Consider the following 21409-nt stretch of genomic DNA (forward strand, 5'->3'; position numbering starts at 1 on the left):
TCAAACCTTCGAGTTCAACACAAAACACAAGATTTAGGCCAGTTCAGCACTTTATCGTTAGCATTAGAATCGGGTTATTTTTCAAACCATTTCGTTGCTACCAGGTCTTTGTCATGCTGACGCAAGTATCTACTGCCGAACTGCCGTTTTTGGGTGCCGATGTTGCTGCTGACTATGCAGCGGCTCGTGTTGTGATCCTGCCGATTCCCTACGAAGCGACCACCACCTACCGTCGCGGCTGCGAAAACGGCCCGGATGCCATTCTCGACGCATCCCAGCAAGTTGAATATTACGACGAAGAACTAGAGCAGGAAGTGTGGCCGGTTGGCATCTATACTCACGAGGCGATCGCCGATACGCGCAACAGCCCCGTTTCAGCCGAAGAGATGCTGGACGTGACCCAAAAAACCGTGTGCAAATTGATTCAAGACGGTAAGTTTGCGATCGCCCTGGGTGGCGAACACAGCATCTCCACCGGGCTGGTAGAAGCCTATCGGCAGGCCAACCCCAACGAACCGTTTACCGTCGTTCAAATTGATGCCCACGGCGATCTGCGCCATGAATACGAAGGCTCCATCCACAACCATGCCTGCATTATGCGGCGTGTGGTGGATATGGGGTTGCCCACCGTTCAAATTGGGATTCGCAGCATTTGCAAAGAAGAAGCGGATCTAATCAAAGAAAAGCAGCTCACCGTCTTTCGGGCGCGGGAAATTGCCATGCAGCCCGACTGGCTAGAACGGGCGATCGCCAGCATCTCTACCGAAAAAGTGTTCTTTACCATCGACCTGGACGGCATCGATCCAACGCTGATTCCGGCCGTAGGCACGCCAGAACCGGGCGGCTTAAACTGGTACTCCCTCACCACCTTTATTCGGCGCGTGTTTGAAACCCACGATGTCATCGGCTGTGATGTGATGGAGCTGGCTCCAATTCCCGATTCCGTTGTTTCAGAGTTTACTGCCGCCAAGTTAGTCTATAAACTCATTGGCTATCAAACCGTGGCAAAGGGATGGTTAACCTGAATGGAAATGGGTACCGCGATCGGCAGCTACGCCCCAGATTTTGAATTACCGGGCATCGACAACGCTGTTCATCATTTGGGTCGCTATTTGGGGCGGTATCAGGCGGTGGGGGTCATCATCATGTGCAACCATTGTCCCTCTGTGCGGCTCTATCTCGATCGCCTCAAACAGATCCAAACGGAGTTCCAAAACCAGGGCTTTACCCTGATCGGCATCAATGCCAACGACGATCGCGCCGTTCCCGAAGACAGCTTCGAGCAGATGAAACGCTTTGCTGCCGAGCAACAGCTCAACTTCCCGTATTTGCGCGATATGACCCAGGATGTCGCGCACGGGTTTGGGGCGCAGCGCACACCAGAAGCCTACCTGCTCGATCAGTCGAGTGCGCTGTGCTACCGAGGGGCAATCGATGACAATCCGCAAAGCGCACAGGCGGTACAAACGTTTTACCTGCGAGACGCGATCGCCCAACTCCTTGCTGGCAAAGCCATTACCCTCAACTCAACAGAACCGACTGGCTGCTCTATCAAGTGGCGACAGTAGACAATCTAACGAGTGGATACCCATACAGATTACAGAGAGCGTCTCTACTGTTATCTTAGGTGAAAGCACCTTAAGTAAAGAAAATTATCACTGCATGGGGACAACATATCAGCGCATTCTGCTGAAACTGAGCGGCGAGGCACTGATGGGCGATCTCTCCTACGGGATTGATGCTACCGTTGTGCAAAATATTGCTCAGGAAGTGGCAGACATCGTCGCAACTGGAGTTCAGACGGCCATCGTCGTAGGTGGTGGCAATATTTTTCGCGGGGTCAAGGGTGCTGCGGCAGGCATGGATCGGGCAACGGCTGACTACATTGGCATGATTGCAACCGTCATGAATGCCATGACCTTACAGGATGCCCTGGAACAAATTAACATTCCAACACGGGTGCAGACGGCGATCGAAATGAAAGAAGTCGCGGAACCCTACATTCGCCGCCGTGCCATTCGCCATCTCGAAAAGGGACGGGTCGTTGTCTTTGGAGCGGGTTCCGGTAACCCGTTTTTCACCACCGACACGACAGCAGCTCTACGAGCAGCGGAGATCAGCGCTGATGTCGTCTTCAAGGCAACGAAAGTAGACGGGGTTTACGACTCTGACCCAACCTTAAACCCCAACGCCCGCCGATATACTAGCCTCACCTATGGTCATGTGTTGACACAAGACCTCCGCGTGATGGATGGCACAGCGATCGCCTTGTGCAAAGATAACAACATCCCTATTATTGTGTTCGACCTCTCGGTTTCCGGTAATATCCGTCGAGCCGTGATGGGCGAACCCATTGGAACCATTGTCGGAGGGTCTTGTGAAATTATCTGAAGTTGAAAGCCATATGCAAAAGGCCGTTGAGTCTACTCAGCGCTCTTTCAACACCATCCGCACAGGACGCGCCAACGCGGCTATTCTAGACAAAATCACGGTGGAATACTACGGTACACCATCCCCGTTAAAAACCATCGCTGGAATTAGCACTCCTGATGCAACTACCATCCTGATTCAACCCTACGATCGCAGCAGCTTAAGCACGATCGAGAAGGCCATTTCCCTGTCGGATGTGGGTCTAACGCCGAGCAACGACGGCTCTGTGATTCGGTTGAACATTCCACCCCTAACCAGCGATCGCCGTAAAGAACTCGTCAAAATTGCCGCTAAGTATGCCGAGGAAGGAAAGGTTTCGGTTCGCAATATTCGTCGTGATGCGATCGACTCCATCCGCAAACAAGAGAAAAACAGCGACATCTCCGAAGACGAATCACGCGATTCTCAGGACAGCATTCAAAAGCTAACAGACAAGTACGTTAGCAAAATTGATGAATTGCTGGCAGAAAAAGAAGTTGACATTACAACGGTTTAGTGGGCGATCGCTACTGAGTTTTGAGTTTTGAGTTACGTCCCATAAGTAACTTAAGACTCAAACTCGTTAACCTTTTTTGCAATATGTATATCTATCTCTAGCGGTTGGTAAGCCCCTACGCTGCAATTCACCGGGTTAGGCTGCAACCGAAACAGGAACCACCGCTTGGGCAGAACGCACCACATAGGCCAGGTGCAGCGGATACCCATTGGCGTTGTAGATCGCATCCACACATCTCAGAGCCGTTTCCCGGCTTCTGTAAGACCGTAACACACGCTCACTGCCGTTGGAATACTGAATGCAGAGTTGCCAAACCATGATGCTTTCCTCAACCAAGAGTGACGGAGTCGGGAGATTTCTGTAGCTTCATCTGCCCTTCATAAATATCGTATGAACTTTACTCAAGTTTGGACTCCGTGCAAATGGCGAATTGTGGAAAGCAATTGCCACACCAAACCCGTATTAAGCAGCACTCAGATGACCGTTTTTTCTTCAGAGTTTGTGACTAGAGAGAAGCGATCGCCCAGCCGCCAGACCCCAACCCTGCCCAATGCAACGGAACCATTTATTGGCTTGAAACGCTTGCAGCGTTGAGCTTGCCTCTGGAAACTTCGGTCTTTACAGCAAACAAATAGTCCATTACCCCACCGAGAGCGACATCAGTAGATAAGACGACGCTGGTAGAAGTAATGACCTTGTTTTCCTGCACATTACTGAGACAGGATGCAATGAACCGATCGATCGGTAGTACCTCGCTTCATCAAACTGCACTGAATGCCTGCAATTACACTACATGCGGGCAATTGCGTTGCGATTCATGCGGAATCAATACTGAATTCTTCAAAGCAGCTTTAAGAAAGGTCACGAAAACTTTCCGGGAAACATACACTCCCAGGTGTGTTGGAATTTAGACTGTGGACTACAGGCTGCAAATTTAAACGGTCGGGCTGAAACAATGGGCTGCTGATTTAGAACCGACTAATCTTGCAGCACATTGAGGCTGAGAAGCTATAATTCGGCAAATTCAGCCTAAAGTCCAACAATCTGGGTATAGGTCTAATGTCCATCCTTGGATAGGGCAACCGGTCACCCAAGTGACCATACAGTTCAGTTTGGTGTACTCAGGAGCAAAACTTAGCCTTATGTATGACTGTATTGTTGTAGGCGCAGGGCCAGCAGGAGGATCTGCCGCATATCACCTGGCAAAACGCGGGCGATCGGTACTAATTCTAGAAAAAGAGTCTCTGCCCCGTTACAAGCCCTGTGGTGGTGGCGTGTCTCCCCAAGTCGCCCAATGGTTCGATTTTGACTTTTCACCTGCGATTTCAATTAAGGTAGATGCCATTCGCTGTACATGGAAGATGGGCGACCCGGTAGATGCCAAGCTCAATACACCAGAACCGATCTGGATGGTACGTCGCGATGTGTTTGATCACTTCCTGGTGCAGCAAGCGCAAAAGCAAGGCGCAGAGCTAAAGGACAGTATCGAAGTCACTGGAATTGAGTTTAAGAGCGATCGCTGGCAAGTCAACACCTCAAACGGCCCCTTTGAAGCTCGCTATCTGATCGCTGCCGATGGCGCGAAAGGCCCAATGGCAAAATGGTTGGGTTTCAAAGAGCGCAAGCGTCGCCTGGCAGGCGCACTAGAAGCAGAAGCACCCGCCCAACTCAGCGGCTCACAGTCTGCTCACTTTGAATTTGGCCTGGTGAAAAACGGTTACGTTTGGAACTTCCCCAAAGCGGATGGATATTCTGTTGGTGTGGGCACCTTCCGTGGCGGTGAGCCTCAAGACTTTAAAGCAATTTTGAATGAATATGCCACGCTGTTTGGCATTGATATGAAAACGGCTAAGCAGTTCGGTCATCCCATTTGCCTCTGGGATGGCGACCAGAAGCTACATACGCAAAATGCTGTATTAGCAGGGGAAGCCGCCTGTGTGGTAGACCCCTTCACCGCAGAAGGCATTCGCCCCTCGATCTTCACGGGGGTCAAGGCCGCAGAGGCGATCGACCAAGCGCTAGCAGGCAATGCCAATGCGCTGGCGGACTACACCGAAACCGTCAGCAAGGAATGGGGTACGGATATGGCCTGGGCACAGCGGCTCTCTGGCGTGTTCTATCGAGTCCCTGGTATTGGCTACAAGGTGGGTGTCAAGCGTCCCGGTGCCGCAGAACGAATGGGCAAAATTCTCTGTGGCGAGATGAAATATGGCGACGTGGCCAGTCGTGCCCTGAAGCGGTTAAGCACCAGTTTCATTCCCGGTATGGGCGGTTAACCGTTCCTGCGCTATTTTATTCCGTGCAATGGGAGAGACGTTCCTTTTAGAACGTCTCTTTTTTTGTATTAATTCTATTCATAGAGCAAATGAAGAATTTGCTTTGATGATTAAATAGGCGATCGCTATGCTTAAGGTGTAGGAATCAACCACAGCTATTCTTCAGAAGCGCTTCGAAAAATTGCTGTTCTTGGAACTGGTTCAACTCTCTGTCTCATGTAGCCATGAGTCGAGTGTAGTTTTCGAGAATTTGGAGGCAATTATGTTACGGTCTTCTGCCCATCACAACCCAAATCATCTTGACGTCTTAAAGCCTGAGAATCGAGTCGTTCGTGCGCTAAAAGCCTTCTGGCGGTTTAGCCTGTATTACGGGAAATTTGTTTCTACCCCCCCTGGGGAACGTCGTTCGATTTCATAACGGTGCCAGCAACTTCATGATAGTCTGGTGGCCTGGTCACTTTGGGTTAAACAAGACATCATGCAGTTGTTGGCCGATCGCCTCTAGCGAAAAACACTGCTCAACCCGGTATCGAGCCTGTTGACCCACCTTTCTTCCCCAGGCCGCGTTATCGAATACGCGACCCAGAGCTGACGCTAACGCCAGGGCATCGCCGCTGGGAACGACTAACCCACCCGACGCTTCACCATCCACCAAGATGTCGGGTACACCGGGCGCATCCGTTGCTACAACCGGTAAGCCACAGGCCATGGCTTCAATTGGCGCGACGGGAAACCCTTCGTGCCGAGAGGGAAGCGTATAAACATCGGCGGCTGAGAGATACTGTTGAATAGTGGTGCGATCGCGAATATATTCATCAATCCACATCAGCCCACGCAACGGTTTGGTGGAAATGAGTTGATGCAGCCGCTCAGCATCGCTGCCGGTTCCAACCAGCAACAGCCTTAAATCCCATTGAGGGCGATCGCGACAAACCTTTTCCCACGCCTCGATCAGAATATCCAGCCCTTTGCGGTGGATATCAATTCGTCCATGACAGACCGCAACCTGAGCCTCCAGCGGGATACCAACCGCACGTCTGGCTTCGAAGCGATCGATCGCTTGCCAGGTTGTCACGTCGATCGGGTTGAAGATACAGGCCAGCTTCTCGGCAGGGATAGTGTAACGAGACTGAACTCTTTGAGCCTCTGTCCCCGTTGCCACAATCAACCCGGCACAGGCTTTCATGGCCAGCGGACGCAAAAACCGCTCTATTCGGCTCACCTGGAAGTTTCCACCCTGAAACGTCGCAAACACGGGCAGGTGTAGCCATTGCCCCAGCCCTACACAAACATCAAATCGAGCGTATTCATATTCCTGGCAAACGATCGCCCGACAGCCTTCGCGTTTCAGTTCACGCGAGAGCCAGACCAATGGTGTCGCACAATAAGAGGCCGCATCGTTGAGCAATGCCAGCAGGGGACGCATTGGCCGGATTTCTGCCACCGAGCCGAATACGTCCTTTAAGGTTTGCCCGTGGGGATTCAGCATTTGTCGCCGGATCAGCCGATATAGAGAGGATGCTGGCAAAACGGCGATCGTGGCACCCGTGGCAGCATGATTAAACCGGACTGGTTCGGTCACACGAGCCGAAATCAAAACCAGAACGGTGCGGATACCAGTGGTCTGTAAAGCCTGGATGTATCCTAACATCCAACCGCTGGGGCCTTCGGTGCAGAAAGCATCCAGCGACACGCCAATGGGGTCTAAAAAGTCTTCCCACACATCTCCCCAGTGCAGGAGTGCGATCGACGGTGGCAAATGGCTACTCATTCCCGTTTTGCCAAGCCGATGCCGTTTCCGTACCCAACGATTGGGGGCGATGCAGGTAATAGCTCGACCAGGTGACTGGACTGAGCAAGCGGCACGTCAACTGTCGCAATCGTCGGGGCAAGCGTGAGAAGGCAACATCATGACACAGTACCGTCACTGGATTAATAAACGTGGCATGACTTTGATAATTCAGATGAATCAATTGTTTGAGTTCATCCAAGGTGTAACCGCGCCGAACATGTCCCCACTCGGCCATCACGTCGGCTTCATCAGGACAAATAGGTTTCATCAATCCGTAATAAGGAAATCGCCAATTTTCGTTAGGCGTACTCATCAGGAAAAAGCCACCGGGTCGCAGAACTCGAATCATTTCTGATATGGCTTTTTGGTCATCAGGAATATGTTCTAAAACATCAAACATGGTGACTGCATCAAATGAGTCATCATCAAAGGGTAGATTCGTTGCGTCGCCACAGACAAAGCGGACTCGTGCTTGCTGGTTGCGGTGCGATTCAGCATAATCGGGATTGAAATCCAGGTTGGTGATGTGCGCTTGCGGATAGAGAAACGCCGTTAAACCGCTTTGTCCTCCTCCAACCTCAAGAATGGCTTGAAATGGGCGATCGGGCGCAATGCGATGAATTGCACGCATTTTTTCACGGTAAAAAAAGCCCTGGGTCAGCGGATCGGCAAACGGGTTATGTCCCAAAAAATTGCCCAAGGATGCTTTATACACTCCTTCTTTTTGAACGGAAGCAGGCGGGTGAGTTGATGTCATTGATCTGGTTAATGAACGATGCTTTGCTGTTTCAAAAATCTTGTATAGAAATAGGAAAGGGAGGGCGATCGCCAAACGATGAACGCACGCTTAAACTCCTTGACGATGCCTATTCTTTAGATAAAAAAGCACCCCTGATAGCAACCCTGTGACTTCTATTAATCCGGTTTCAAACTCGTTTTTCAAAAGTTGTTTAAGCAACTGACGCGGCAGAACCTTGAGATAGTAAATGGGCTTTGACACAAACAGTCGATGCAAATTGCCCCAGTGTCCGGACTCCGCAAATTGAATGAGGAGCGATGCCGCATTGCCACGCATATATTGATGCAATTGGTAGCCTAGTCCCTGCAAATCGCGGCGATGCTGGTGATATACCACAGCCGTTGGCTCGTAGCGGCAACTCCAGCCTGCGGCCAGCACCCGATACCATAATTCCGAATCTTCACTACAGCCGGAAGCGCCCGCCCCCAGCCGTTCATCAAAATCGCCGACTAAATCAAACGCCTGCCGCCGGATTGCCATATTGGCACCCGCACCAATGTGCCACACCGGAACGCCGCGATGCTGGGTCTGCTCAAAGAACTGCTGATCAAACACCAACGGCTGATAGCCACGGCTGAAGCCCCAGCGTTTTTCAAACAGCAGTTGTGCTTTAGTGTCCAGTTCAACGGGTAAGACGAGACCCGTTACAACCATCACCTTGGGATCGTGAAACCCCTGTTGCAATCGCTTGATCCAGTCTGGATGAACTTGAACATCATCATCTGTGAAGGCGATGATCTCGCCTGTACTATGCTCAATTCCGGTATTGCGGGCGATGCTCAACCCCGGACGCGGTTCCACAACATAGCGGATTCCGGGCATTTGAGCCACCTGCTGACGAGTTGTATCTGAGGCTGGCGCATTATCCACCACCACAATTTCGGAGGGCGGATGGGATAGGGTTTGTAGCGCTTGCAAACAGCGTGCCAACGGTTCGGGGCGATCGCGCGTACAAATCACCACAGAAACAGACGGCATATCCCCTGTTATTTTCTGTTCCTCCTGTGCCTGGAGCATCGCCAAGGGCTGGTTTAACGCCAGAAGAGATTGTAAGTCAGGAGGCTCTGTGGTCGGCGATTGTGCTATTCCCGGTAAAGGAGCATGGAAGCCTTGAGCCAGGAGGCGATCGCCCACCCCCGGAGCAATGGTTTGCACCATCAGGTTGGCTAGCTGGGTAGCAGGCATGGGAAGCTGAGCCGCCAGAATCTCCTGGTGCCCCAGGGGAATGCGGTGCCACCAAAATACAACATACAGCCCTTGATAATTTGGTTCGGCGGCTAAGGTAGGAACACCGTCACTTAACTCCAGGTGGACAACCCTCCAGGGCTTAAAGCAACTCATCCGTATGGCCTCTTTCTGCGTTCAAAACAGGACGAACTGATATCAACTATGGGTTGGATGCTGAGAAACGATTTCATGGGATGGACGACACCAGAGCATTTGTATAGAGCGATCGCCCGCTCCAGCGCAAGCTATGCCACAGAAATAACGACATAACTGCACGCACCGTTTTAGGGGACGGGCTGTGACGAAGCACCTCTTGAGCCTGAGCGATCGCCCGGTTGAACTGTCCGGCGGCAATCATCTGCTGCATCGTATCCATTGACCAGCGGGTATACATCTCCCTGGCCAGGTTTAGCCGCTCGGTGGCGCGGGGTTCAGGTAAATAGCTCGGCAAGTAGGCGTCAATGATTTCAGTGGCAAGGCGCATCTCCTGGACTAACTGACCAGTAAAGGCAGAATCTTCCGTTAGCGAACCAGACCGCTTAACCCGATACAGCGCCAGCGGTTCGACCTCAAACCAGACGGGATATTGTGTGGCAATTCTGACCCACATCTCCCAGTCTTCACCTGCCCGCGAAAAGCGCCGATCGAACCCACCCAGTTGTTCATAAACATCGCGTCGCACCACCATAGCAGGCGTAGCAAGCCGCTGGCCTGCCGCAATTTTTTCCAGCCAGTTGGCAAGAATGCCGCTGGTGGGTTGCTCTAACGGCGAGAAACTTTCCCAATGGCTGTGTTCATCCATGTAAATGTGCCGACAAAAAGCGGCACCTGTGTCAGGATGCTGCTCAAATCCTCGTTGCAGCGTTCGATAGAACCCGTCTCGGACTACGTCATCCCCATGTAACAGGTGAATTAATTGACCGCGCGATCGCTGCAAGCACGTTTCAAAGTTGCGGATATAGCCGACGTTTTGCGGCTGGCGATAAAACGTGACACGGCCTTTTCCCAATTCAGTGACCACCGCTTCTGGATCATCCTGGGTTGAGTGGTCGTCTACCACTTCAATCTGCATTTCCTCAGCAACCGGGGCTTGTGCTAAAACGCTGGTCAGGGTTTCGCGCAGGTAAGCGGCACAGTTGTACGTGGGAATCATCACTGACCATAACGGTCGATTCGTTCCCTCTGGCACAGGAAGAATAGTGGCTCGGTGAGCCTGTTCGCTCATGATCATGATTGACCTGTGGTGTGTTGCAAAGCTGGACGACGAGAACGGGATAGGGGCGATCGCAACTTTCTCCAGATTCCGCGCAGTGCCGCTTTGACAATGAGACGAACTGTCGTTCGCATCACCCGAATCGACTGGCTGCACTTCAGCGCTTCTTGCACATACAGCAGAGCCGTTTTCCTATCCGACTGTTCAAAGAACTGGCGGGCAAAGTTGAGGCTACCCACCGCACAGGCTTCTCTCGCTTGCATCAACAACCCAATCGCTCGATCGGGCGGCAAATACTGCGGCAGGTAAGATTGCACAATGTCATTCGCCAGCCGCATATCCCGGATATAGGCACCCGATCGCACCGATCGACCACTGAGCGAGGTGGAATGAGAACGATAGATTGCAAGCGGTTCGACCACATAGCCCACCGGATAAGCCGCCGCAATTCTGACCCACATCTCCCAATCTTCTCCACAGCAGGAAAAGCGACGGTCAAACCCGCCCAACTGCTCGTATACTTCGCGCCGCACGACGATTGAAGGCGTTTGGATAGGATGACGTACCACAATCTTTTCCAAGCCCTGCTCAAACAGGCCACTGGTGGGTTGCTCTAACGGTGATAGCCGTCGCCAGTGGCCGTTCTCGTCCATGTAGATGTGGCGACAGAAGGCCGCACCGATCTCAGGATGCTGCTCAAACGGTTGTTGCAGAGTGACATAGAAGCCCGATCGCACGCCATCATCGCCATGCAGCAGGTGAATCAAGTGACCACGCGATCGCTGCAAGCAGGTTTCAAAGTTGCGGATGTAGCCCATGTTCTGGGGTTGGCGGTAGAAGGCTACGCGACCCTGTCCCACTTCAGCCACCACCGCTTCGGGGTCATCCTGAGTGGAGTGATCGTCCACCACCTCAATCTGCATGAGATCGGGTGCAGGAGCCTGGGCTAACACGCTGGTCAGGGTGTGGCGCAAGTAGGCCGCACAGTTGTAGGTGGGAATCATCACCGACCACAGGGGGCGATCGCACTCCTCTGGTACCGGGGCAATGGTGTCTCTATAAGCATGAGTGTGGGAGGGGGGCTGGGTCATAGTCTCTCTAGTGCCGTGCATTCTGAACGTTGGGTCTGCGGACGTTCTGCCGTAACCAGCGCTTGCCAAGCCTGGTCGAAAGCTGAGCGGCAGCAAAAAGGACGGTGGGCGATCGGCTACAGTTCAGGGCTTCTTGCAGTTGAGCGATCGCCCCAGTAACGTCGCGGTTCGCCAGCAGCTCGCGGGCACAATGAAGCCCCCAGAGTGCCCAAAGTTCCCTGGCTTTGTTAGAGAGTTGACCCGCAGCGGCAGGGGGCAAGTACGGCTCAATGATTTCACTGGCTAACCGCACATCTCGAATATTTTGACCCGATCGCACCGATCGACCACTGAGCGAGGTGGAATGAGAACGATAGATTGCCAAAGGCTCCACCTCATAGCCCACCGGGTAGGCTGCCGCAATCCTGACCCACATCTCCCAATCTTCCCCACAGCAGGAAAAGCGACGGTCGAACCCACCCAACTGCTCATAGACGCTGCGACGCACCACAATCGAAGGCGTTTGGATGGGATGGCGCACCACAATCTTCTCTAGCCCCTGCTCAAACAGACCGCTGGTGGGTTGCTCTAAGGGGGACAGTCTCCGCCAGTGGCCATGTTCATCCATGTAGATGTGGCGACAGAAGGCGGCACCCATCTCAGGATGTTCGTCGAACCTGCGTTGCATCGTCTGATAGAAGCCGTCTCGCACGCCATCATCGCCATGCAGCAGGTGGATTAAGTGACCACGCGATCGCTGCAAGCAGGTTTCGAAGTTGCGGATGTAGCCGACGTTCTGGGGCTGGCGGTAGAACTCAACTCGTCCCTGTCCTACTTCTGCTACTACCGCTGCCGGGTCATCCTGAGTGGAGTGATCGTCCACCACCTCAATCTGCATCTCTTCAGCAGCAGGGGCTTGTGCTAACACGCTGGTCAACGTTTCGCGCAAGTAGGCCGCACAGTTGTAGGTGGGAATCATCACCGACCACAGGGGGCGATCGCACTCCTCTGGTACTGGAGCAATCACGGCACGATGCAGAAACCGCTCATCTGTTGGCACGGGTGGACGAACCGAATTGACGCTGGCGAGTGGCAATGTACTGAGAATGACCATTGAAACTCTTTGCTAAATGACATGAATCAAGATAGGTGTAGGGGCGAAGCATTCGGTAGACAATTTCTCGGTTGTTCCAGCTATATTTGAATGCTTCGCCCCTACCGAGACGTAAAAGATACTTTTCAAACACCCTCTAAAGACGGCTGAACCGCTTGCGGATGAACTGATTTAAAGGAAGCAGCAGTTCTCCTCCCACCATTTGCAGCGATTGCCTGGACAGCTTCGCCAGTAGCCGCAAGAAGGCTCGAACCACCGCTGGCGATCGGCTACAGTTGAGCGCTGCTCGCGTTTGGGCGATCGCTCCATCCACGTCATGCGTCGTTAGCATTTGTCTGGCAACGGTGAGGGCATACAGCGCCCAATGCTCTCTGGCCTGGTTGGCGAGTCTGTTGGCCTGTGGTTCGGGCAGGTAGGGCTGAAAGAGATCGATCGCCCGGCACACATCTCGAATGTTTTCACCTGTTCGCACCGCATTTCCTGTATTGGAGGCAGAATGCATTCGGTAGGCGGCCAGGGGTTCTACTTCAAACCAGACAGGATACTGAGCCGCAATTCTCACCCACATCTCCCAGTCTTCTGTCCAGGTTAAGCGGCGATCGAACCCACCCAGGCGCTCGTATACCTCTCGTCGCACCACCATGGATGGCGTTTGCAGCCGTTGGGTGATGGCAATGCGGTCTAACCACTGGTCAAGAATGCCGCTTTTAGATTGCTCCAGACGAGAAAAATCCTGCCAGTGTCCCCGTTCGTCCATCAAGATATGGCGGCAAAACGCAGCACCAATCTCAGGATGGGTGGCAAAGGCGGATTGCAGTTTGTCATAGAAGCCCGATCGCACACAATCATCGCCGTGCAGCAGGTGGATTAAATGGCCGCGCGATCGCTGCAAACATGTCTCAAAATTGCGAACATGTCCCAGGTTCTCCGGCTGGCGATAAAAGGCAACCCGTCCTTGGCCGACCTCGGCCACCACCGCTTCTGGATCATCTTGAGTGGAATGGTCGTCCACCACCTCAATCTGCATGACATCGGGTTCTGGCGCTTGGGCTAAGACACTGGCCAGCGTTTCCCGCAAATAGGTAGCACAGTTGTACGTGGGAATCATCACCGACCACAACGGTCGATGATCGTCTGGCACCGGGGCAATGGTGGCGCGAAACTGAATTGGCTCATCCATCGTGTTACCTGGTTTGCATAATCAAGCTGTAATCATGTATGTCATTGTCAATGAATCTACGCTAACCTCATCATGAAAACTGTTTCCGAATCGTTTCAGTGCGTCTGACGGAACGAGAGTAGGCACCCAAAAGCCCGACCACGCTACCCCACAGCTCCGCCAGGATGAAATCGGGCGGTAGGGTATGCCGTCCTCTAACGCTCCTAAAAAGCTGTTGTATTAACGTTTGAAACCAAAACAGCACCAGTCGGAAGAACTGAACGCGTCGGGATGCATCTGTACGGCTGGATTTAACCACAAATGCCATTAGCCCCAACCCCCAACTCCAGTATTGGCGGCGAAGCTGTTTCGTGTCTCGTCGATGCTGATGAAATACGAGATAGCGGGGTTCATACACCAGTGGATAGCCTGCCCGAATCACCCGATAAAACATATCCAGGTCGCCACCGCCCGGCAGGGGCGCTCCGGTGTCCAACGCTTCATCAAACCCGCCGAGCTTGAGTAGAATCTCTCTGCGAAAGGCCATGTTGCACCCCGCGCCAAAAATGCCTGCACCGCAGGGGTAAAGGGAACTTCCCTTCAATGCCTGACCATAGCGAATTTTTTCAAAGCCGCGACGGAAGCCCCCCCGTTGTTCAAACAAGATCTGCGCCTCTGTGACCAGTTCATAGGGTAGAACCAATCCGGTAAACGCAGCCGCATCGGAATTTTCAGCCCACGCTTCCATTAGTCCATCCAGCCAATGGCGATCGACTGTTACGTCATCATCCAGGAAGGCTAAAATCTCACCCGTTGCTTCCTGCACAGCACGATTACGGGCAAAGTCTAACCCAGGTCTGGGTTCTCGGGTATAGCGAACCGTTGGCAGCAAATCCACCTGTTCCTTCGTTTGCTCATTGGAGGGTGCATTATCCACTACCACAATCTCGAAGCGAGGGGATGGTTGCCCGTCAAGTTGCAGTTGTAGTAAGGTCTCTAAACACCGTGCCAGGTAATCGGGACGATCTTTTGTACAAATTGCCACTGTTACAGAAGGGAATGACGGTTGAGCGATGGGTGGCAACAGTTCCTCTTTCAGACTTTCCTGAATGAGCTTTGTTCCAACCGCCTGGGCAATCCATTGAGCCAGCTCGTCGGGGGCAACGGTCTGGGTGGAAGGGAGCGATCGCATCATGAACCCGATCGGTCTGCCGTTTCGCCGCACAATGAGCGCCACACCGTTCTCTGCCTCCGAGAGCATCAGGGTGGGTAAGGTCTGCGTCGTTTCAATCTCAATGATGGAATAGGGCATGGCTCACCTAGTTTTCGCAGGCTTGAGTATTGCGATATTGCAAGTTGTACAAGTTGGTAAATAGCCCGTTCCGCTTCAGCAAATCCTGAAGATTGCCTTGCTCCACCACGCGACCCCGTTCCAGCACAATAATCTGATCGGCTTCTTCAATGGTGGACAGCCGATGCGCCACTACAATTACAGTTCGGTCTTTGCTCAAGGTATTAAGGGCTTCCTGAATCAAATTTTCGGAAATGCTGTCGAGCGCATTGGTGGCTTCATCCAAAATCAAAATATCGGGATTGCGAACAATGGCGCGAGCCAAGGCAATTCGTTGCCGTTGCCCTCCCGATAGCCGAATGCCGCGATCGCCCACCTTGGTTTCGTAGCCGTAGGGAAGCTGGGTGATAAACTCATCGGCGTTGGCTAGTCTGGCTGCCGTAATTACCTCATGGTCGGTGACGGGCGATCGGCCATAGGCAATATTCTCGCGAATCGTGCCGCTAAACAGATAGACATCCTGGCTAACCACGGCAATGCGGCTGCGCCAATCGTGAAGATTGAGTTGCTGTAACGGCCGATGATCGACGCAAATTTGCCCCACTGTGGGGTCATAAAACCGACAGATTAAGTTGAGCAAGGTAGACTTTCCTGCCCCCGATGGCCCCACCAGAGCAGTGGTTTTTCCTCTGGGAATACAAAACGAAATATCCTGTAGCGCTGGCTCCTCCTGAGCCTGGTAACAAAAGCCAACCGCCTCGAAGGAAATTCCCGTTTCTAAGCGTTGAAATGCGCTATGGCCAGAGTGAATATAGGGCTTATCCGATCGCTCCAGAAACGACATGACATCCTCGACCGAACTCGTCAAACTCATCAACGTAATTCGAGCAGAATCAAACTGCTTCACCTTGGGCTGGAGACGATAGAGAATGAAAATAAACGTGAGCAACGTTGGCAATGCCGCCTGGTTTTGCAGCAGGGCAATGACCAGAATACAGAGCAGTAACAGCGCTGAGAGGATTTCGGAAAGGGGGTTAACGATGCCAGAGAGCAAATCGAGCTGGAGAAAAACATCACGAACTTTAATGGAAGCGTGATCAAACCGTTCCTGCTCATCTGCTTCACGGCCAAACAGCCGAATCACCTTCATACCGCCAAAGCCTTCCCACATGCGGCTAGCCAAAACTTTGTTGAGCTGAACAGCTTGCTGCCCATACAGTTTGGCGTTACGAGCGACGACATGAATGGTCAGTGAAATGAGTAACATTGCCGTACCCACCAGCAGGGTTAGCTGCCAGGAGATGAGCACCATCAATACAACAAACACCAGAATTGTGCAGACGCTAATAATTAGATTCACCAGCAAGCTCAAGGCTTTGCCCGTCTGCCAGGTTTCCGTTGCCAGCGTATTCAACAGTTTTCCTGATTCTTGACCCTCAAAAAAACTGTAGCTGACGTTCAAAAGCTGGTCAAACACGCCTGAACGCAATCGATGGGTAATTCGAGAATTGAGCCAGGAAAAAACGGCAGTGTTGCTATAGGCAAGAATGTTTTTGACTAAAATACTGCCAAAAATCAATGCGGCAATGACTATAAATCGGTAATCTGAAGCGACCTGAGTGAGCAACCTGTCAAACGCATTGACAAAGAAAAAGCTGTTGCTGGTTCCGGTATTGGCCTGCTGCAAGCTTTGTAGTAGTGGAATAAATAAACTGATTCCCAACCCTTCAGAAAGAGACGACAAAATCCCTAGCGTCACAATCACTGGCATTGCCCAGGGATAAAGCCTGAGTAAGGGGATCAATGGTTTAATTGACTCTGGAAGCTTAATCATCATTCACTGCTACACGCTTTAGCCTCATGGCTTGTTCTCATTCGTTGACTAAACCAAACTCTTTGCGAATACAGGGGGTTAATATCCGGTAGTTTTTCATCGATCGCAACCGACTAAACATTCGTTTGGGAACCATTAAGTTACCAAAATTGTGATTGTAGTAATTTTCGCCATTCTCAACCACGTAAACTGCGCCAGGAAAGGGCAGAGGTTGAATGTTAGTTCCTTTGGTTTCTAATTCCTTCAGGATGTATTTGTGCCCTCCGTAATACTGGAGTGTATGCGTTACATCTCGCTCTTCTAACCGTTCATACAAGTCGTAACGGCTGTATTTGATGATATTGCAGGTTCCACAAATATCATTAAATTTCTTGCCTTTGAAATAAATCGTTTTCGCTCCATCTTTGTATACGTATCCTTGATTAATAAACCAGCCATCGCTCTGGCTATGTTGTTCAACGAATGTAGCTAAACGTTTACTGACACAATCATCTGCATCTACGGCCATTGCATGGGTTGGATTTAGCTTTCTAGCCCAATTCAGCCCTACCAGAATTTTTCGTCCCCGATCGAGTGTTTTAGCCTCGATATTCTTAGCGTCGGGTAAAAAATCAACCGTGATATATGAAAGGGAAGGATGTTCAAACCCAATGGCAGGTTTTTCGTTGCAAACCACCACCACTCTAAAGTTTGAAGAGGTTTGGTTGCAAATCGATTTGACACACCGTTCAAATAGCCGACACACCTGCTCCCAGGAATTAGCAATCTCTGAGCTTACAAGAGGGATCACAAATACAAGCATTGCAACACTCGCTGAAGTCTGGTTTAACCCTGCTGTTGTCCTTGTGGAAACGGTGTAGATGCACCCTCAATTATTCGTTGCCACCGACGGGCTTGAACGGTGTGATACCAGCTCTGGGGCTGGGTTTCCTCAACGGCGCGGGTGTTTAGTTCGGCGATCGACACCCCCGTTCGACTCATCTCAACCCGACGTTTAGCCCATAGCCCACTGCCGCGATCGCCACCCATCCCGGAAACGAACGGGCGAGCCATTTGCTTTAAAGCACTCTTGAACAACAGTTCGTACGTCTGCTTCTGGAGCAGAAGAGTGAGATCGAGGGCGATCGCCTTACACATCCAAACCAAACTGTCCTGGTAATCGCCACACCAACTGCTCTGCATTGCCAAACAAGCACAGTAACGGCTGCTAGACCAGCGATAAACGACAGCAGGCGCATCTGGATTTCGTCGCCGAGCCTCGGCCATTGTGAGGGAGTGAGACCTGGACATTGCCGCATAGTTGCGAGACATACTGCTCACCGTTTGGCGATATCCCACCAGAAACTCAGGCACCACCCGAAATGGGTAACGTTCGGCCATTCGCAAGTACAGATCCCAGTCTTCGCATCCCTGAGCATTCTGCGCCTTTAACTGATGGTTGTATGTTCCAACCTGATCAAAACAAGTGCGGCGAATTAAAGGGGCACTGGCATTACCAACAAAGTTTCCCTGGATGAGGGCAAAGTAGACATTTCCCTCTAGCCTGGACGTTTTGTAACCCCCCGTCAGTTCGCCTGTTTCATTGAGGTAAATTGACCAGGTGTACACCAATCCGGCGGATGTGTCTTGGAGCATGACCCGCACTTGTTTTTCAAGCTTTTGCGGATACCAGATATCATCGGCATCAATGGGAGCAATGAACTCACCCTGCGCGGCTTGAATGCCTGAGTTGCGGGCGATCGCCACACCTGAATTGGGCTGCTGCAACAGGCGGACTCGGCGATCGCGCTGAGCTACCGACTGGACTAATTCAACGGTGCGATCGGTAGAACCATCATCAATGACAAGAACTTCTAGATGATTGTAGGTCTGTGACAAAACCGACTCTAATGTTCGTTCAAGAAATGGTTCGGCATTGTATGCAGGAATAATTACAGATACCAGGGGCATGGTCACAACTCTCACAGCCGTAGTCCTATCTATCACTGAACCATAACGCTTTTGGTTGATATTCGGAGTGTTCGAATATACTTTGATGGCGTTGTAGTCTACTGCTAGCTTGATGAAGTGATGCAACCCTAACGTATCAATTATGTATCAAAAAGTCTTGAGTATTCTTGATTTGACGCTCAAAACGAGATCAACCTCATTATAAATGCTTACCTAGCCAAAATTATTGTAAAATCTATAACTGTCAATACTTATTTTGAATGACGAACCACTGAGTAGCAATTGCAACACAAATGCAGTTCCGTTTGCAGGACGAGAAATCCTGGAGATCAGCTTCAGGCTGCTCATTGCAAAACAGCAACCCCTGATTCGCAGAATTCACGCCAGTTGAAGCACAGAGAAATTGGGTTAACCGTCTGTTTTAGTTCATAGGCAATGCTGATAGTTCTCACGCAAAAAATTGTCTTTCTGGATCAATTTCTATTTGATCCAGAATGTTGTTGCACCATTTTGTTCCTGAGCGGTTGCTTTAAACGTATAGAATGTGATGCATTCACCCTTAAATTCCTCAGCCTTGAGAGACTTCCGAGCTGGTTCTGTTGCAAAGTCCCCAACATTAAGGGCTTCCTGCGCCAAGCCAGAAAAGGGAGCGGTTTGAGCAATCAGCACCGTTAAACATCCTCTGGAGCGCGATGTGACCTTGCCACATGTTGTAACCGTTACATGCTTCTAACCAATCCGACCCATCCGATCGGAGTAGCGTTGTGGCGCAATCAGATGTTAGCAATGATGGTTTGCGTCCATTCATGGGAGGAAGAGTATAACGCTTTGTGAATGGGATGCTTTTCCAAGTTGCAGCAAAACCCTTGAAGGGGTGAAGCTCATCCGTCTTTGAGAGAGAATATTGGCGATCGCGCCGCTTTAACCCTCATCGACAACATCGTTTAACCATGCTAAAGGTTGGAGGAGAATCGTTTCGTCCATTCAATCTAACGGCTGTACTCGTTTAATTACTCTGTAAAACATTGTTGTACTAATTTGCCCTAATCTGTACTAAATCTTATGCAGTCTCAAAACCCAGAATCCAACAAGTCTGAGCTTCCATCTGAACCGTCTTCTACTAAAGAGCCTTCAGCCTCGGACATTATAACTCCGGCAGGTATCCCGGAAGCAACTCCGGCAGGTATCCCGGAAGCGACTCCGGCAGGTATTCCAGACGGTATTCCGGAAGCAACTCCAGAACCATCTCCGGCTGCTACGAGTCCTGTGAGAACGGTTCCATTTAGCGGCGAGGAGGTTCCCTCTCGCTATGAGTGGAATCCAGACAGCGGTATCGCGACCGTGCAAGATGCTTTGGCGATCGTAACGCCCGTCAATGAAAGCATCCAGATCATTGGACATCCTGCTTTACCCGATCCCAATGCCTCATTAAAACTGTTTTTGGTAAAGTCCAGCGGCGACCCGTTTGAACAGCAGGATTTAGCCCGCCTGATTCCACCCGGTGACATTGCGATCGCCGTAGGTGGCTACTATCCGGAATTGCATGAAAATGAAATTCCTCATAAGCGTAATATTGGCCATGCTTGTCTGGCCGTTGGGGTGGAGCGTGAGGTAGAGCAACAGGTCAATGGTCAGCTAACCATGGTCAAACAGCAGGGTGTAATGACCATCAACAACCCTCAAACTTACCTCAAAGGAGCATTTGAAGGAGGTGGCTACGGTTGCTTCTTTATGCAAAAAATCAACTTTCCCACCGGGACAACACCAGAAGAAGTGCTGGCCTATGAGAAAAATATTGTGACAATGATGGCGATCGCCAACACATTCATTCCCTTTGCTGATAGTAACTTCAATGGCAATGATCCCCTGGGGATTCACAATCAGGAAAAAGTGCGTGAGGCCGGAGAGAAGTTAATTCTGGCGGTTTATGGCGATCCAAAGGCCATCAGTTGGTTGCGTGAAAGCCGCAACACGGCCTACTGTGCTGAATTAGTCAGTGCTGGCATCAACATTGGCACAACAACGTTGTTGACCAAAACGTTTATTGAACAACTGCGCCAGAGGTTAGCAGAACAAAACGGTGAAGATAACTATCCCGATTTGTATGATGTGGTTCGCCAACGCATCAACAGCCGTGAAGTGTTGCGAGGTAACGACAATCCCAATATCAAGTATGTTTCCATTGGAGTCGTTAAGGATGGGCTAGATCTGCAACCCATTACCCAACGTTTTCCAAATGCCGATCGTTCTGGAACGGGTTTGGCATTCATGTATTACGACTTTGCAGATATTGCTTATGGTTCAATTCGAGATACCTATCCTCGCAAAAAGTTAGATGGGCTATCAGGCGAGGCGTTGGACAAGGTAAGAGCCTACAATGCTGTCCTGGCAAAAGTGCAAATTGAAGCATTTAGGCAAACCGCCGAGCGATTTAAGCAGCTCGCCAAGTTACCTCCCGCGACAGAAGCAGCGTTTAATACTTACGTCACTGAAGAAGTACTGCCGGCGATCGACAAAGTGTATCCGTCTGAAGCAGAACACGATGCCGAATTCACCAAACTGGTGCAGAAAGGGAAGCAATTTACCCCCACCGGGCCAAATGGAGAAGGGATGTTTATCCCACCGGATCTCTATTTGCTGCCAACGACAGGGTGGGCAGACGTTTACAATGCTGGAGTTGCTTTCTTTAAACCATACCTGCGGCCACGTTAAAAGTGGTAGCAATCTCAACAGGGGTGAGGCTAAAACGATAGAGGGA

At 51.2% G+C, this 21409-nt stretch carries 19 protein-coding genes; 6 read left to right on the top strand and 13 right to left on the bottom strand.

All coding sequences use genetic code 11. The features are described 5' to 3' along the window. The first annotated feature begins 113 nt into the window (after positions 1 to 113). The 4 genes from speB to frr all read left to right on the top strand — a co-directional run bounded on the left by speB (position 114) and on the right by frr (position 2926). Positions 114 to 1025, top strand: coding sequence for an agmatinase (speB, locus tag IQ268_RS07565; protein ID WP_193877138.1), 912 nt, complete (start codon positions 114 to 116; stop codon positions 1023 to 1025). Beyond that, a complete protein-coding gene (locus IQ268_RS07570) occupies positions 1026 to 1568 on the top strand; it encodes a thioredoxin family protein (protein WP_193877141.1) in 543 nt (180 codons plus the stop codon). A gap of 94 nt (positions 1569 to 1662) precedes the next feature. Further along, a complete protein-coding gene (gene pyrH, locus IQ268_RS07575) occupies positions 1663 to 2391 on the top strand; it encodes a UMP kinase (protein WP_193877143.1) in 729 nt (242 codons plus the stop codon). Next, a complete protein-coding gene (frr, locus tag IQ268_RS07580) occupies positions 2378 to 2926 on the top strand; it encodes a ribosome recycling factor (RefSeq protein ID WP_193877145.1) in 549 nt (182 codons plus the stop codon). The genes pyrH and frr overlap by 14 nt, the downstream gene beginning before the upstream one ends. A 135-nt stretch (positions 2927 to 3061) precedes the next feature. Here the strand turns inward: frr and IQ268_RS07585 are convergent, their stop codons facing one another. After that, positions 3062 to 3244, bottom strand: a complete 183-nt coding sequence (locus tag IQ268_RS07585) for a family 2 glycosyl transferase (RefSeq protein WP_193877148.1) — start codon at positions 3242 to 3244, stop codon at positions 3062 to 3064. Between the two features lie 824 nt (positions 3245 to 4068). On the opposite strand from IQ268_RS07585, the gene IQ268_RS07595 reads away from it, so the two are divergent. After that, a complete protein-coding gene (locus IQ268_RS07595) occupies positions 4069 to 5202 on the top strand; it encodes a geranylgeranyl reductase family protein (protein ID WP_193877153.1) in 1134 nt (377 codons plus the stop codon). Between the two features lie 454 nt (positions 5203 to 5656). Here IQ268_RS07595 and IQ268_RS07600 read toward each other — a convergent pair whose 3' ends face one another. The 12 genes from IQ268_RS07600 to IQ268_RS07655 all read right to left on the bottom strand — a co-directional run bounded on the left by IQ268_RS07600 (position 5657) and on the right by IQ268_RS07655 (position 19320). Next, on the bottom strand, positions 5657 to 6973 hold the full coding sequence (locus IQ268_RS07600) for a glycosyltransferase family 4 protein (RefSeq protein ID WP_193877156.1): 1317 nt from the start codon (positions 6971 to 6973) through the stop codon (positions 5657 to 5659). After that, positions 6966 to 7751, bottom strand: a complete 786-nt coding sequence (locus IQ268_RS07605; protein ID WP_193877158.1) for a class I SAM-dependent methyltransferase — start codon at positions 7749 to 7751, stop codon at positions 6966 to 6968. Before IQ268_RS07605 ends, IQ268_RS07600 begins: the two co-directional genes overlap by 8 nt. A 90-nt stretch (positions 7752 to 7841) precedes the next feature. Next, positions 7842 to 9134 carry a glycosyltransferase family 2 protein gene (locus tag IQ268_RS07610; protein WP_193877161.1) on the bottom strand — a complete coding sequence of 431 codons (1293 nt, stop codon included), beginning with the start codon at positions 9132 to 9134 and terminating at the stop codon, positions 7842 to 7844. Positions 9135 to 9207: 73 nt separating this feature from the next. Beyond that, positions 9208 to 10251 carry a glycosyltransferase gene (locus IQ268_RS07615; RefSeq protein ID WP_228035168.1) on the bottom strand — a complete coding sequence of 348 codons (1044 nt, stop codon included), beginning with the start codon at positions 10249 to 10251 and terminating at the stop codon, positions 9208 to 9210. After that, on the bottom strand, positions 10248 to 11324 hold the full coding sequence (locus tag IQ268_RS07620) for a glycosyltransferase (protein ID WP_193877163.1): 1077 nt from the start codon (positions 11322 to 11324) through the stop codon (positions 10248 to 10250). Before IQ268_RS07620 ends, IQ268_RS07615 begins: the two co-directional genes overlap by 4 nt. A 7-nt stretch (positions 11325 to 11331) precedes the next feature. Continuing rightward, on the bottom strand, positions 11332 to 12417 hold the full coding sequence (locus IQ268_RS07625; RefSeq protein WP_193877165.1) for a glycosyltransferase: 1086 nt from the start codon (positions 12415 to 12417) through the stop codon (positions 11332 to 11334). Positions 12418 to 12553: 136 nt separating this feature from the next. Further along, positions 12554 to 13597, bottom strand: a complete 1044-nt coding sequence (locus IQ268_RS07630) for a glycosyltransferase (protein WP_193877167.1) — start codon at positions 13595 to 13597, stop codon at positions 12554 to 12556. Positions 13598 to 13667: 70 nt separating this feature from the next. After that, entirely contained in the window at positions 13668 to 14888 is a 1221-nt protein-coding gene (locus tag IQ268_RS07635) for a glycosyltransferase family 2 protein (protein WP_193877169.1), read from the bottom strand. 7 nt (positions 14889 to 14895) lie between these two features. Further along, complete coding sequence (locus tag IQ268_RS07640) at positions 14896 to 16704, bottom strand: ABC transporter ATP-binding protein (protein WP_228035169.1); 1809 nt, start codon at positions 16702 to 16704, stop codon at positions 14896 to 14898. Positions 16705 to 16738: 34 nt separating this feature from the next. Beyond that, a complete protein-coding gene (locus tag IQ268_RS07645) occupies positions 16739 to 17503 on the bottom strand; it encodes a glycosyltransferase family A protein (protein ID WP_193877171.1) in 765 nt (254 codons plus the stop codon). A gap of 23 nt (positions 17504 to 17526) precedes the next feature. Then, the gene (locus IQ268_RS07650) at positions 17527 to 18651 is read right to left on the bottom strand and encodes a glycosyltransferase family A protein (protein WP_193877173.1); all 1125 of its coding nucleotides are present in this window, start codon (positions 18649 to 18651) and stop codon (positions 17527 to 17529) included. Between the two features lie 480 nt (positions 18652 to 19131). Beyond that, positions 19132 to 19320 (bottom strand): hypothetical protein, encoded by a 189-nt coding sequence (locus tag IQ268_RS07655; protein ID WP_193877175.1) that lies wholly within the window; start codon positions 19318 to 19320, stop codon positions 19132 to 19134. A 393-nt stretch (positions 19321 to 19713) separates the two neighbouring features. On the opposite strand from IQ268_RS07655, the gene IQ268_RS07660 reads away from it, so the two are divergent. Continuing rightward, entirely contained in the window at positions 19714 to 21363 is a 1650-nt protein-coding gene (locus IQ268_RS07660; protein WP_193877177.1) for a hypothetical protein, read from the top strand. Positions 21364 to 21409 lie beyond the last annotated feature (46 nt).

Source organism: Oculatella sp. LEGE 06141, assembly GCF_015207605.1.
Lineage (GTDB): Bacteria > Cyanobacteriota > Cyanobacteriia > Elainellales > Elainellaceae > Oculatella.